Raw genomic sequence first — 13,581 nt, 5'->3', positions numbered from 1 at the left:
AAGTCAATCCAGTGGCGGCTTGTCATCGTCCTGCAGTACGCGCAGCGCCGGGCCGACCAGGTCGTCGAACTGGCCGCCGTCCGAGGCGCTGAAGAACACCCACAGCGCGGCAAACACCAGGATCACGCTGAGCGGGATGAGCAGGTAGAGCGCTTCCATCATCGTCCCCTTCTGAGGCGCAGCGCGTTGGCCACCACCACGGCCGAGCTGAGCGCCATGCCGACGCCGGACAGCCACGGGTTGAGCCAGCCCAGCGCCGCCGCCGGGATCGCCACCGCGTTGTAGACGCTGGCCCAGCCCAGGTTCTGGCGGATCACGCGCATGGCGCGGGCCGCCACGCGGGCGCTGTCGGCCACCGCTTCCAGGCGGCCGCACAGCAGCACCGCGTCCGCGTGGGCTTGCGCCAGCGCGGCGCCGGCGCCCATCGCGAACGAGACGTCGGCCGCGCTGAGCACGGCGGCGTCGTTGATGCCGTCGCCCACCATGGCCACCACCGCGCCCTTCTGTTGCAGGCCCTTGACGAAGGCCAGCTTTTCATCGGGCAGGTAGCCGCCGATGGCGGTGGCGATGCCGAGCTGGTCGCCGACCTGGCGCGCCAGCTGGTCGTGGTCGCCGCTCAGCAGCACCACGGTCTTGCCGGCCTGGCGGAAATAATCGACCGTGGCCTGGGCGTCCGGCCGCAGGGCGTCGTGCAGGTGGAAGCAGGCCAGCCACTGGCCGTCGACGCCGAGGTAGACCGGGGTCACGCCGCTGCCGGCGTCGTGCGGCGGCGCTGTGCCGCTCAGTTCGGCGACGAAGCTGGCGCTGCCCAGCCGGTACAGACGGTTGTGCAGCACGCCTTCGATGCCGCGGCCGGGGGCTTCGACCGCCACCACCGGCTGCCAGTCGGCGCGCGCGCCGCCCTGGGCCGCCGCCGCCGCGTTGACGATGGCGCGCGCCAGCGGATGGGCGCTGCCGGCGTCCAGCGCGGCCGCCACCTGCAGGCAGAACTCGGCCTGCATCAGGGCCAGTTGCACGATCTCCTGCAGCATCGGCCGGCCATAGGTCAGCGTGCCGGTCTTGTCGAACACCACGTGGGTGGCGCGGTGCAGCGTCTCCAGCGTTTGCGGGCCGGTGATCAGCACGCCCTGGCGCAGCAGGCGGTCGGTGGCGGCGGCCAGCGCGGTCGGCGTGGCCAGCGACAGCGCGCACGGGCACGACACCACCAGCACCGCGATCGCGATCGGCCAGGCGCGCACGGCGCTGTCGCCATCGAGCCAGTACCAGAAGCCGAAGGTGAGCACGGCGAACAGCAGCAGCGCCAGCACGAACCAGCCGGCCACCTGGTCGGCCCATTGCGCGATGCGCGGCTTGTCGCGGCCGGCGCGGTCGATCAGCTTGATCAATTGGGACATGGTGCTGTCGAGCGCCAGCCGGGTCACGCGCGCGAGGATCACGGCGCCGGCGTTGATGGCGCCGCCCGGCAGCGCGTCGCCGACGTCCTTGGCCACCGGCGCGCTTTCGCCGCTCAGCAGCGACAGGTCGAGCACGGTGCGGCCGTCGAGGATGACGCAGTCGGCCGCCACCGCTTCGCCCGGCTTGATCATGATGACGTCGTCCACCTCCAGCGCGGCGGCCTTGACCAGGGTGGCCGCGTGGCTGTCCGGGTAATCGGCCAGCAGCGTGGCCGAGGCCGGCAGCGCGTGCTGCAGGCGCTCCAGCGCGGCGCCGGCCTTGCGGCGCGCGCGCAGCTCCAGGTAGCGGCTGCACAGCAGCAGGAAGATGAACATCGTCACCGAATCGAAATACACTTCGCCCTGGCCGCGCACGGTGGCCGCCACGCTGCCGCCGAACGCGGCGGCGATGCCCAGCGCCACCGGCACGTCCATGCCCGGCGCGCGCGCGCGCAGGCTGGCCCAGGCGCCGCGCCAGAACGGCTGCGCCGAATAGCAGATGGCCGGCAAGGTCAGCAGCAGGCTGGCCCAGCGCATCAGCGCGGCCATGCTGTCGTCCAGCGTGCCGGACTCGGCCAGGTAGGCCGGCGCCACGTACATCATCACCTGCATCATCGAGAGGCCGGCCACGAACAGCTGGCGGCCCAGCGTCTTGGCGGCCTTGCGTTGCTGCTCGCCGTGGCGCAGCGCGTCGTAGGGATAGGCGGCGTAGCCGATCGCATGCAGCGCGGCCAGGATGTCGCCGGGCTGGCAGGCGTCCTGGCGCCAGCGCACGTACAGGCGCTCGGTGGCGACGTTGAGCTGGGCGCTGTCGACGCCGGGCAGCTTGGCCAGCCGCTGTTCGATCAGCCACACGCAGGCGGCGCAGCGGATGCCTTCCACCGCCAGCGTGGTTTCGCGGCTGTCCTCGTCGAGCGCGAAGCGCGGGTCGGCGTTGTCGTACAGGCGCAATTCCGGCGGCAGCATGTCGGCGCCCTCGGCGCTGGCGGCGTAGGCCGAGCGTTCGCGGTAGTAGGATTCCTGGCCCAGGTCGACGATGGTTTGCGCCACCGCCGCGCAGCCGGGGCAGCACATGGTGTGCGCCACGCCGGCGATGTGCACGGTCCACGCCGGCTTGACTGCGGCCGGCAGCGGCAGGCCGCAGTGGTAGCAGACGCTGGTACTCGCGCCGGCGTCAGCGTTGGCGGCCGCGCTTGGCGGCGCGATGCTGCCTATTGATGTGGTGTCAGGCATAGGGTGTCCATCCAGTCGGGAGCGATGCCGCCGGCCGCGCGCGCCAGGCCCAGCACGCCGAAGGCCAGCACCAGCAAGCCGCAGGCGATGCGCACGCGGCGTTGTTGCAGCGCGCGTTGCAGGCGGGCGCCGATCAGGCCGAGGCCGGTCAGCATCGGCAGCGTGCCCAGGCCGAAGGCCAGCATGACGGCGGCGCCGTCGCTGGCCGAGCCGCTCAGCATCGCGGTCAGCAGCACGCTGTAGACCATGCCGCACGGCAGCCAGCCCCACAACAGGCCGAGCGCGAAGGTCTGGTGCGGGTGGTTGGCCGGCATCAGCGATTTCATCATCGGCGCGATCGCCGGCTGCGCGCGCCGCCACAGCACGCGTCCGCCCTGCTCCAGCACGGCCAGGCCGCGCCAGGCATCCATCAGGTACAGGCCCAGCGCCACCAGCATCAGGTTGGCCAGCCAGTAGAAGCCCAGTTGCAGCCCGGCCAGCGAGGCGATGCTGCGCGCGCCGCCGGCCAGGCCGCCCGCCAGCGCGCCGGCCGCCATGTAGCTGGCGATGCGGCCGGCGTTGTACGACAGCACGCGCGGCAGGGCGCTGCTGTGGGCGATGACGGCGATCGGTATCACGTTGCGCGGCAGTGGCGCGGTGCTCACCGACAGCGCGCCGACGATGCCGCCGCACATGCCGATGCAGTGGACGCTGCCCACCAGCCCCACCACCATCACCGGCAATAACTGAAGTGCGTTCATGGCGCGTTCATATCGTCTTCGAGTAGCGCAGCGGCTGTGGGCCGTCGGCGCGCGGCAGGTTCAGGTAGCGGTCGAACACCATGCAGATATTGCGTATCAGCAGGCGCCCCTTCGGCGTCACGGTGATCCATTCCGGATCGACCTCCAGCAGGCCATCGTCCTCGAAGGCTTGCAGCTTTCCCAGCTCGGCCGCGAAGTACTGCTGGAAGCGGATCGGGTAAGCCTGCTCGATCGAAGCGATCGACAATTCGAAATTGCACATCAGCTTCTGGATCACGATGCGGCGCAGCAGGTCGTCGGTGTCGAGCTTGATGCCGCGCGTGACCGGTAGCTTGCCTTCGTCGAGTTTTTCGTAGTACGCCTCCAGCGTCTTCTCGTTCTGGCTGTAGGTGGCGCCGACCGCGCTGATGGCCGACACGCCGCAGGAAATCAGCTCGGCCTCGGCGCGCGTCGAATAGCCCTGGAAGTTGCGTTGCAGGCGGCCCTGGCGCTGCGCCACCGCCAGCTCGTCCTCCGGCTTGGCGAAGTGATCCATGCCGATGTAGACATAGCCGGCCGCGCACAGGCGGCGGATGCACAATGCCAGCAAGTCCAGCTTGACGGCCGGCGTCGGCAGGTCCTCGTCGGCGATGCGGCGCTGCGGCTTGAACAGGTGCGGCATGTGCGCATAGTTGTACAGCGCGATGCGGTCGGGGTTGGCGGCGATCACCTTGTCCAGCGTTTGCTCCATGCTGGCCATGCTCTGCTTCGGCAGGCCGTAGATCAGGTCGATGCTGATGGAGCGGAAACCGGCGGCGCGCGCGGCGTCCATCACGGCGCGGGTTTCCGCCTCCGGCTGGATGCGGTTGACGGCCTTCTGCACCTCGGGATCGAAATCCTGCACGCCCAGGCTGATGCGGTTGAAGCCCTGCGCGCGCAGCGAGTGCACGCGCTCCGCGCTGACGGTGCGCGGATCGATCTCGATCGAATACTCGCCCTGGGCGTCCGGCGCGAACTGGAAGTTGGCGTGCAGGTGCGCCATCAGGTCGCCCATCTGGCGGTCGCTCAGGTAGGTCGGCGTGCCGCCGCCGAAATGCAGCTGTTCGATCTGGCCCATGCCGGCGAACAAACGGCCCTGCATGTCGATTTCCTGCTTCAGGTAGCCGAGGTAGGTGGCGGCCTTGCTGTGGTCCTTGGTGACGATCTTGTTGCAGCCGCAGTAGTAGCAGATGGTGTCGCAGAACGGGATGTGGATGTACAAGGATAGCGGCCGCTGGCTGCGGCGCATGCGCAGGCCGGCCACCGCCTCCAGGAACTGGCCGTAGCCGAAGTCCTGCTGGAAGCGGTCGGCGGTCGGGTACGAGGTGTAGCGCGGGCCCGACTGGCTCAGCTTGCCGATGATGGCGGCGTCGAATTCGACGTTGGGGAAGGCGCCGCCGGCGTGGTTCTCAAAGGTATTCATGTTCAGGCCGCGAGTCGTTTCATGGTTTGTGGACGGCGAACTGGCGCGCGCAGCGTGTGCACCTTGCGGCTGCTGCCGAATTTGAACAGGCTGACCGCCTGCGTCAGGCCGCCCGCTTCCAGCGCCAGGCTGGCGGTGGCGGCGGCCGCTTCCTCGACCAGCGCGGCGTTCTGCTGCGTGACCTGGTCCAGGTGGGCGATGGCGGCGTTGACCTGGTCGACGCCGATGCTCTGCTCGTGCGAGGCCACCGAGATATCGTGCATGATGGCCGTCACCTGCTGCACCGAGGTCACCACTTCCTTCATGGTGGCGCCGGCGCGGTCGACCTGCAGCATGCCGTCGCTGACCTTGCCGACCGAGATGTTGATCAGGTTCTTGATGTCCTTGGCGGCGCTGGCGCTGCGCTGGGCCAGGTTGCGCACCTCGCCGGCGACGACCGCGAAGCCGCGTCCCTGTTCGCCGGCGCGGGCCGCTTCGACCGCCGCGTTCAGCGCCAGGATATTGGTCTGGAAGGCGATCCCTTCGATCAGGCCGATGATGTCGACGATCTTGCGCGAGGAAGCGTTGATCTCGTCCATGGTGGCGATGACGTCGGCGACGATCTCGCCGCCCTGCACCGCGACGTTGGAGGCGTTCAGCGCCAGCTGGTTGGCCTGCACCGAGTTGTCGGCGTTCTGCTTGACGGTGGCCGAGAACTGCTCGACGCTGGAGGCGGTTTCCTCCAGGCTGGCGGCCTGCGCCTCGGTGCGGCCGGACAGGTCGGCGTTGCCGGCGGCGATCTGGCGGGTCGCCACGGCCATGGTCTCGACATTGGTGCGGACGTCGCGGATGGTGGCGATCAGGTTGCTGTTCATTTGCTGCAAGGCGCGCAGCAGCTGGCCCACTTCGTCGGTGGATTCGGTGTCGAACGAGCCGGACAGGTCGCCGGCGGCGATGGCGCGGGCGCCTTGCAGTGCGCGCTCCAACGGTTTGAGCACCGAGGAACGGATGGTGTACCACAGGAAGACGTTGATCAGCAGGCCGGCGAAGGTGGTGCCGAAGATGGCGTAGCTGTTGCCGCCGCCGCCCATCAGCGCGGCCGCGCAGACGATCACCTGCAGCACGTTGACCACGCTGGTGGCCAGCCAGATGCGCATCGCCAGCGACACATGGCTCAGGCGCGACAGCAGCGTGCCGGCGCCGGAACGGATCACCTGGCCGTTCTTGATGCGGATGCCGTGCTTGCCGCCTTCGCGGATGGCGCGGTAGGCCTGTTCGGCGCTGTCGACCTGCTCGCGCGTGGGCTTGACCCGCACCGACATGTAGCCGGTGGTCTTGCCGCTGTCGCGGATCGGCGTGATGTTGGCGCGCACCCAGTAGTAATCGCCGTTCTTGCAGCGGTTCTTGACGATGCCGGTCCACGGCGTGCCGCCCTTGATCGAGTCCCACAGGTCGGCGAAGGCTTCGGCCGGCATGTCCGGATGGCGCAAGATGTTTTGCGGCGCGCCCAGCAGCTCCGCCTCGCTAAATCCGCTGATTTGCGTGAAATAGGGATTTACATAGACAATGTTGCCACTTAAATCAGTCTTGGAGACGATGGCCTGGTCGTCCAGGACTTCCACTTCACGGTTGCTGACGGGCTGGTTGTTGCGCATGTTGGGACTCCGATCGAATAATTGCTCTATCGCAATTGATCCGACCAGTTTACGTAGTCCGACGCGCAATTTTATTGATGTGGATCAAAATTCCCCGGATTGGGAAAGCTAAGGAAATCATGGAACTGCAACGCCCTATAGGAATTTTCGATGCCGGCATCGGCAGCTACGCCATCGTCGAACGGGTGCGGGCGGCCTTTCCGGCGCAGGACATCGTGTACTTCGCCGACCGCGCCAGTTTTCCCTACGGCGCGAAAACGCCGCAGCAGTTGCTGAGCGCGGTGCAAAGTGCTACCGAATATCTGCAGGCGCAGGGCTGCGTGGCGGTGGTGCTGGCGTCCAACGCGCCCAGCGTGGTGGTGCTGGAGCCGTTGCGGGCGGCGGTGGCGGTGCCGGTGATCGGCATCTTCCCGCCGGTGGCGGAGGCGGTGCGGCGCTCGGCCAGCGGCCGGGTGGCGGTGCTGGGCGTGCGGGCCATGGTGGGTAGCGCCGCCATGCAGGCCTATGCCGATGCCCATCGCGGCGACGGCCAGGTGCTGCTGGTGAATGCCTCGGCGCTGGTGGAGCTTGTGGAAAACTTCGCCTTTGTCCACAGGCCCGAAGCAACCCAGGCCGCCATCAGCGGCTTCATCGCCGAGCTGCGCACCGCCCATCCGCAGGTGGACGTGATGACGATGTCGTCCACCCACCTGCCGTGGCTCCAGCCCTTCTTCGTGGCGGCCGCGCCGGATGTGCAATTCCTCGACCCGGCCGACAGCGTGTTGGCCGAGCTGGCGCCCCACACCAGCGCCGGCGGTGGCCGCACGCGCTGCGTGGCGACCGCCAGCGCCGAGTTGAGTCTGGCTGACTTCAACACCGCGCTGCGCGCGCTGGGCACGCCCTTGCAGGCCGAGCTGGCGGCCTAGGCAGTCAAGGGGCGCAGCGTGCCGACCGCGTAGCCCTGGGCATAGTCCAGGCCCAGCTCGCGCACCACGGCCAGGGTCGGCTCGTCCTCGACGTATTCGGCCACGGTGCAGATGCCCATCACGTGGCCGACCTCGTTGATGGCCTTGACCATGGCGCGGTTGATGGCGTTGTTGGCGATGTCGCGGATGAACACGCCGTCGATCTTGAGGAAGTCCACCGGCAGCGCCTTCAGGTAGGCGAACGAGGACAGGCCGCTGCCGAAGTCGTCCAGCGAGAAGCGGCAGCCCAGCGCCTTCAGGCCGGCCATGAAATCCTGCGCCTTGATCAGGTTGGCGATCACGGCGGTCTCGGTGATTTCAAAGCAGATCTGCTCGGGCGCGATGCCGTGCTCGGCGAACTGCTCGATGATGTAGTCGTGCAGGCCCTCGTCGCTGAGCGAACTGCCGGACAGGTTGACCGAGTACTGGGCCGGCTCCGGCGGTTGTTCCCCCTGGCCGCTGTGGGTGCGCTGCACGTAGCGGCAGACGGCGCGTATCACCCAGCGGTCGATCGCCGTCATCATGTCGTAGCGCTCGGCGGCGGGGATGAAGGCGCCCGGCAGTATCAGCTCGCCCCTGGCGGGCTGGATGCGGATCAGCACTTCGTCGTGGGTCTCCTGGTGCAGGCCGAGGCCGACGATGGGCTGGGCGTACAGCCGGAAGTACTGGTGCTCGAAGGCTTCGTTCAGGCGCGACACCCACTGCATCTCGCCCTGCCGGCGCGCCAGCCGCAAGTCCGAATCCTGGTACAGGTGCACGCGGTTGCGGCCGCGTTCCTTGGCCAGGTAGCAAGCCTGGTCGGCGGCGATCAGCAGCTCGGTCATGGACTTGCTGTGGTGGTTGATCTCGACCAGGCCGATGCTCACGCCCAGTTCGAAGGTGTGGTGGTCCCACACGAAGCGGAAATTCTTGATCGATTGGCGCAGCTGGTCGGCGATCAGCAGCGCCTGGTCGGGCGGGCAGTGCGGCAGCAGCACGCCCAGCTCGTCGCCGCCGAGGCGGGCCAGGATGTCGCTGTCGCGCATCTGCGTTTGCAGCATCTTGGCCAGCAGTTGCAGCAACAGGTCGCCGGCGGTGTGGCCGCAGGTGTCGTTGACGATCTTGAACTGGTCCAGGTCCATGTACAGCAGCGCGTGCACGTGGTGTTCTTCCTTGGCGCTGTGCAGCACGGTGGCGATCTGCACTTCGAATTCGCGCCGGTTGATCAGGCCGGTGAGCGTGTCGTGGCTGGCGTTCCACGACAGCTGCTTGCTGAGCTTGCGCTCGTGGCTGACGTCGCGGAACACCACCACCGCGCCCAGCAGCTCGCCGCTGTCGGACCAGATCGGCGCGGCCGATTCCTCCACCGCGATGTGGCGGCCCTCGCGCGTGACCAGCTGGTTTTGCGACGACATGCCGATCGCCTGCCTGAGCCGCAGGCATTGCAGCGCCGCGTGTTCCGGGATGGGCGCGCCGACGTCGTCGATCAGCTTGAGCGTGGCCGAGATGTGCAGGCCGCGCGCCTGGTCCAGGGTCCAGCCGGTCAGCTGCTCGGCGATGTAGTTCAGGTAGTCGGTTTCGCCGTCGGCGTTGGTGGTGATCACGCCCTCGCCGATCGAGCGCAGCGTGACGGCGGCCAGTTCGCGCTGGCGCGCCGTGGCCTGCTCGTTTTCCTTGCGCTCGGTGATGTCCCAGACGATGCCCAGGGTGCCAACCGGCGCCTGCTGTTCGTCGCAGAACACGTGGGCCTTGGCGGCCAGCCAGTGGCGGCTGCCGTCCGGCCACGTCACCCGGTACTCGACTTCATAACCGGTGCAGCGGTCGACCGCGTTCTGCATGGTGTCGAGCAGCTGTTCGCGGTCTTCGGGATCGACGGAGAGTAAAAAAATGGAAAACGGCTGCGTCAGCTCGCCGGCCGGCAAGCCCAGCAGGCTGGTGCCGTCGCCTATCCACTTGACCGTGCTGTCGATGACCTTGCCGCCTGCCAGCTCGGAATCCCAGATCATCATCCGCGCCGCGTCCAGCGCCATGCGCAGATGCCGCTGCAAGTTCTCCATACGCTACCTCCTTCGCTGTTTGAGCGAAAAGGCGGCAGGGAGTTCCGTGGCTGGCGACAGTTTTTTTTGCAGCCAGCCTGTCGCGCCCGGATTATTTTTTCTGTTTAAATAGTTTTAATAGTTTTCCGCCCAGCAGCACCAGCGCCAGGGCCAGCGCGCCGGCGACGACGCCGGCCAGCGCGTCCAGCGTGACCGGCGTGGCCCAGGCCAGCAGCGGTCCCACCGTCGGCACCGCGGCGAACGCTTCGGCGGCGTGGTGGATCACGTCGTGGGCGCCGGGCAGGCCGTGGGTCAGGATGCCGCCGCCGACCATGAACATGGCCGCCGTACCCACCACCGACAACAGCTTCATCAGCTTGGGCGCGGCCGCCAGCAGCAGCCGGCCCAGCGCGCGCACGGCGCTGCCGCCGCGCTGGCTCAGGTAGAGGCCGGCGTCGTCCATCTTGACGATGCCGGCCACGATGCCGTACACGCCCACCGTCATCACCACGGCGATGCCGACCACCACCGTCACCTGTTGCGGGAAGCTGGCCCCGGCCACCGTGCCCAGCGCGATGACGATGATCTCGGCCGAGAGGATGAAGTCGGTGCGGATCGCGCCCTGGATCTTGTCCTTTTCCAGCGCCACCAGGTCGACGTCCGGATCGCTGACGGCGTCGGCCAGCTCGCCCAGGTGCTGGTCGACCTCGTCCCGGTGCAGCAGCTTGTGGGCGATTTTTTCGAAGCCTTCGAAGCACAGGTACAGGCCGCCGACCATCAGCAACGGCGTGATGCCCCACGGCGCGAAGGCGCTGATCGCCAGCGCGGCCGGCACCAGGATGGCCTTGTTCTTCAGCGAACCGAGCGCCACCGCCCACACCACCGGCAGCTCGCGCTCGGCGCGCACGCCGGCCACCTGCTGGGCGTTCAGGGCCAGGTCGTCGCCGAGCACGCCGGCGGTTTTCTTGGCCGCCATCTTGCTCATCAGGGCGACGTCGTCGAGGATGGTGGCGATGTCGTCGATCAGCGCCAGCAGGCTGGTGCCGGCCATCAGCGGTGCTCCCGCGGAGTAGGGGTCATATGGATTCCTTGGTTGATAAGCAATATTAACCGATGACGGGCCAGGCGGCGAGGCGCCAAGGCCGCTACAATGTACTTTGCCCCGCAGCATGGTGCTGCGGCTGACCGCACGGGACTATCATGAGCTTTGCTACCTGGATCACCTTTTTCATCGCCGCCTGCATCATCGCCGTTTCGCCCGGCTCGGGCGCGGTGCTGTCGATGTCGCATGGCCTGTCGTTCGGCGTGCGCCGCACCACCGCCACCATCCTCGGCCTGCAGAGCGGCTTGATGATGATCTTCTTCATCGCCGGCGCCGGCGTCGGCTCGCTGCTGCTGGCGTCGGAAGTGGCGTTCAGCGTGGTCAAGACGGTGGGCGCGCTGTACCTGATTTACCTGGGCCTGAGCCAGTGGCGCGCCAAGGTCAGCGTCGGCGCCCGGCAGGACCGCGCCGAGGTGGTGGTGCCGAGCGCCCGAAAACGCTTCCTGACCGGCTTCCTGACCAATGCCACCAATCCCAAGGGCATTATTTTCATGGTGGCGGTGTTGCCGCAGTTTATAACCCAGGGTTCGCCGCTGTTGCCGCAGTTGCTGATACTGGCGGCCACCATGTGCTGCATCGACCTGGTGGTGATGCACAGCTACGCCTTCCTGGCCTCGTCCATGCAGCGCTATTTCCGCGACGCCGGCGCCGTCAAGAAGCAGAACCGGGTGTTCGGCGGCTTGTTGATGGCGGTCGGCGCGGCCTTGTTCTTCGTCAAGCGGGGCGGCACAAGTGCCTGATTTGCCTGAGATGTGTAACCCGGTGTAATCCTGGTAGTCGAATTCCTCGCAGCAGCGTTAAATGATAAATATACAAGGAGACGCCGCCATGAGCCGCAAGTTGATCCAAATCGCCGTGCTGGCCACCCTGGCCGGCTTCAGTTCGTTCGCGCTGGCGGACCCGCCGGCAATGGTCGGCCGCATTTCCGCCGTGCAGGGCCAGGTCACGCTGGTCGGCGACGAGGAGCCCATGGCCGCCTCGCTGAACTGGCCGGTCACCGGGGCCAGCCACCTGACCACCGCCAGCGGCGCCCGCACGGAATTCCGCGTCGGCTCGACGGCGGTGCGGCTCGATGGCGATTCCGACCTGGAAATCATCGACCTGGACGACGAACTGCTGCACCTGCGCCTGAATTACGGCAGCGTCAGCATCCGCGTGCGCAGCCCGGAGCTGCTGCGCGATTTTGAGTTGAGCACGCCGCAGGCGCGCGTCACCCTGCTCGAACCCGGCTTGCTGCGGGTCGACGCCGAGCGCGTCGCCGACACCAGCCAGATCAGCATGCTGGCCGGCAGCGCGCGGGTGGACGGCGCCGGTTCATCGGTGACGGTCAGCCCCGGCCGCCATGTCGACGTCAGCAGCGTGGACGTCGGCACCAGCGTGGCGCGGCGCGACGGCTTCGATCTCTGGTCCGACGAGCGCGACCGCGCCGCCGAGGCGGTGGTCAGCAGCCGCTTCGTCTCCACCGGCATGACCGGCTACGAGGAACTGGACCGCAACGGCAGCTGGACCGAGAACGTCGAATACGGCGCGCTGTGGACCCCGCGCAATGTGGCGATCGACTGGGCGCCCTACCGCGACGGCCGCTGGATCTGGCTGGCGCCATGGGGCTGGACCTGGGTCGACAACGCGCCCTGGGGCTACGCGCCGTCGCATTACGGCCGCTGGGTGATGATCGAACGCCGCTGGTGCTGGGCGCCGGGACGGCCCGCCGGGCGTCCGGTGTGGGCGCCGGCACTGGTGGGCTGGGTCGGAGGCGAGCACTTCGCGCGCGACCATCGGCCGGGCCTGGGCTGGTTCCCGCTGTCGCCGCGCGAGCGCTACGTGCCGACTTACCGGGTGTCATCCGATCACGAGCGGCGCCTGAGCTGGACCCACAACGGCAAGCCGTTCGAGCCGCGCACTAGCGTGCCCGGCCAGGTGGAGCGGCGCGACGGCCTGACCGTGCTGCCGCGCGATCAGTTTGAAGGCCGTCATCGCAGCGTGCAGGTGCCGCGCGGACAGCAGGTGATACCGGCGGCCAGCCTGGCGGCGAGCGCCGCGCCGGTGGCGCCGCCGCAGCCATCCGTCGCGCGCACGCTGGACACCAACCGCGGCGGCTGGCAAGACCGCGACCATGACGGCCGCCCGGATCGTCCGGTGCGGGTGTTGACCGCGCCGTCGGTGCCGCAGCCGGCGCCGGTGCAGCCGGGCCGGGCCCAGACCACGACCTTGGCGCCGGGCCAGTTCGGCCATCCCGACGCGCCGCCGCAAACCATCCAGCCGAACGATGTGCGCATCGATGTGCGGCCGTACGGCCGGCCGGGCCAGACGCCGGGCACGCCGCATATCCAGCAAGCCAATCCGGTGCTGGCGCCGGCGCCGACGATCCAGCAGGCCAATCCGCCGATCGTGGTGACGCCGAACATCCAGAAAGCCAATCCGCCGATCACGGCGGCGCCGGTCGCCGCGCCCACCGTGCCGACGCCGTTCCCGGCCAACCGCGAACGTGACGATAATCGCCGTCCGTACCGGCAGCAGGAGGAGCGGCGCCCGGTGCAGCAACCGCAGCAGCAACCGCAACCGCAGCAGCAGCAGCAGATTCAGCCGCAGATTCAGCAGCAACCCTACCAGCCGCAGGCGCCGCAGATGCAGCCGCCGCCGGTCCAGCAGCAGCGCCAGCAGCCGCAAGCCCAGCCGCAGGCTCAGCCGCAACCACGGGAAAACCGCGACAGCGGCCGCGACAAGCAGCAGGAGCGCCGCAAGGAGGAAGGCAAGGAGCGCGGCGACAACCGGCATCAAAATCGCGAGTAACCGCCTGCTCCGGGAAATAGGTCGTTCAGGGAGCCAAAACAGCAGTTCATCACATTTGGATGGACTTTATCTATCGCAATGTATAACGTTGCAATATTGACAAACCCGGTGGGAAGCGTGAGAACAAGGATGGCAGCATCCGCCACGCAGGACCGTCGAGACTGTTCCCCTTTGCCCCAACTATTTTCCGGATTTTTCCCAATTTCCGAACCGAGAATAGTTTTTGCCAGCCCCCGGGCTGGCTTTTTT

Annotated in this window: 10 protein-coding genes; 3 read left to right on the top strand and 7 right to left on the bottom strand. The window is 67.9% G+C overall.

What is annotated here, in order from left to right:
- Positions 1-3: 3 nt before the first annotated feature.
- The 5 genes from ccoS to AC07OK_RS12840 are packed head-to-tail and all read right to left on the bottom strand — an operon-like array spanning position 4 to position 6,481.
- Positions 4-159 (bottom strand): cbb3-type cytochrome oxidase assembly protein CcoS, encoded by a 156-nt coding sequence (gene ccoS, locus AC07OK_RS12860; protein WP_494690817.1) that lies wholly within the window; start codon positions 157-159, stop codon positions 4-6.
- A complete protein-coding gene (locus AC07OK_RS12855; protein WP_494690677.1) occupies positions 159-2,666 on the bottom strand; it encodes a heavy metal translocating P-type ATPase in 2,508 nt (835 codons plus the stop codon). Before AC07OK_RS12855 ends, ccoS begins: the two co-directional genes overlap by 1 nt.
- On the bottom strand, positions 2,645-3,406 hold the full coding sequence (locus AC07OK_RS12850) for a sulfite exporter TauE/SafE family protein (protein WP_494690676.1): 762 nt from the start codon (positions 3,404-3,406) through the stop codon (positions 2,645-2,647). Before AC07OK_RS12850 ends, AC07OK_RS12855 begins: the two co-directional genes overlap by 22 nt.
- 7 nt (positions 3,407-3,413) lie before the next feature.
- Positions 3,414-4,847, bottom strand: a complete 1,434-nt coding sequence (gene hemN / locus AC07OK_RS12845; protein WP_494690675.1) for an oxygen-independent coproporphyrinogen III oxidase — start codon at positions 4,845-4,847, stop codon at positions 3,414-3,416.
- 2 nt (positions 4,848-4,849) lie between these two features.
- Positions 4,850-6,481: a methyl-accepting chemotaxis protein gene (locus AC07OK_RS12840; protein ID WP_494690674.1), complete on the bottom strand. Its 1,632-nt coding sequence runs from the start codon at positions 6,479-6,481 to the stop codon at positions 4,850-4,852.
- A 119-nt stretch (positions 6,482-6,600) separates the two neighbouring features.
- Between AC07OK_RS12840 and AC07OK_RS12835 the strand changes: the two genes are divergently transcribed.
- A complete protein-coding gene (locus AC07OK_RS12835; protein WP_494690673.1) occupies positions 6,601-7,386 on the top strand; it encodes a glutamate racemase in 786 nt (261 codons plus the stop codon).
- Here the strand turns inward: AC07OK_RS12835 and AC07OK_RS12830 are convergent.
- Together AC07OK_RS12830 and AC07OK_RS12825 are read right to left on the bottom strand one after the other, a co-directional pair.
- On the bottom strand, positions 7,383-9,461 hold the full coding sequence (locus tag AC07OK_RS12830; RefSeq protein ID WP_494690672.1) for an EAL domain-containing protein: 2,079 nt from the start codon (positions 9,459-9,461) through the stop codon (positions 7,383-7,385). The genes AC07OK_RS12835 and AC07OK_RS12830 overlap by 4 nt on opposite strands.
- Positions 9,462-9,552: 91 nt before the next feature.
- Positions 9,553-10,491 (bottom strand): DUF808 domain-containing protein, encoded by a 939-nt coding sequence (locus AC07OK_RS12825; protein WP_494690671.1) that lies wholly within the window; start codon positions 10,489-10,491, stop codon positions 9,553-9,555.
- A gap of 149 nt (positions 10,492-10,640) precedes the next feature.
- On the opposite strand from AC07OK_RS12825, the gene AC07OK_RS12820 reads away from it, so the two are divergent.
- The gene (locus tag AC07OK_RS12820; RefSeq protein ID WP_494690670.1) at positions 10,641-11,282 is read left to right on the top strand and encodes a LysE family transporter; all 642 of its coding nucleotides are present in this window, start codon (positions 10,641-10,643) and stop codon (positions 11,280-11,282) included.
- An 88-nt stretch (positions 11,283-11,370) separates the two neighbouring features.
- Entirely contained in the window at positions 11,371-13,332 is a 1,962-nt protein-coding gene (locus AC07OK_RS12815; protein ID WP_494690669.1) for a DUF6600 domain-containing protein, read from the top strand.
- Positions 13,333-13,581 lie beyond the last annotated feature (249 nt).

This window comes from Duganella sp. GW821-FHT07G03 (assembly GCF_059418605.1).
Note: the sequence above shows the minus strand (reverse complement) of the source record. Positions and strands in the feature narration are given on the sequence as shown.

Coding starts and splice junctions, on each gene's coding strand:
- AC07OK_RS12830 (WP_494690672.1), bottom strand. CDS start 9,461: ATGGAGAACTTGCAGCGGCATCTGCGCATGGCGCTGGACGCGGCGCGG.
- AC07OK_RS12820 (WP_494690670.1), top strand. CDS start 10,641: ATGAGCTTTGCTACCTGGATCACCTTTTTCATCGCCGCCTGCATCATC.
- AC07OK_RS12855 (WP_494690677.1), bottom strand. CDS start 2,666: ATGCCTGACACCACATCAATAGGCAGCATCGCGCCGCCAAGCGCGGCC.
- ccoS (WP_494690817.1), bottom strand. CDS start 159: ATGGAAGCGCTCTACCTGCTCATCCCGCTCAGCGTGATCCTGGTGTTT.
- AC07OK_RS12825 (WP_494690671.1), bottom strand. CDS start 10,491: ATGGCCGGCACCAGCCTGCTGGCGCTGATCGACGACATCGCCACCATC.
- AC07OK_RS12850 (WP_494690676.1), bottom strand. CDS start 3,406: ATGAACGCACTTCAGTTATTGCCGGTGATGGTGGTGGGGCTGGTGGGC.
- AC07OK_RS12840 (WP_494690674.1), bottom strand. CDS start 6,481: ATGCGCAACAACCAGCCCGTCAGCAACCGTGAAGTGGAAGTCCTGGAC.
- AC07OK_RS12835 (WP_494690673.1), top strand. CDS start 6,601: ATGGAACTGCAACGCCCTATAGGAATTTTCGATGCCGGCATCGGCAGC.
- AC07OK_RS12815 (WP_494690669.1), top strand. CDS start 11,371: ATGAGCCGCAAGTTGATCCAAATCGCCGTGCTGGCCACCCTGGCCGGC.
- hemN (WP_494690675.1), bottom strand. CDS start 4,847: ATGAATACCTTTGAGAACCACGCCGGCGGCGCCTTCCCCAACGTCGAA.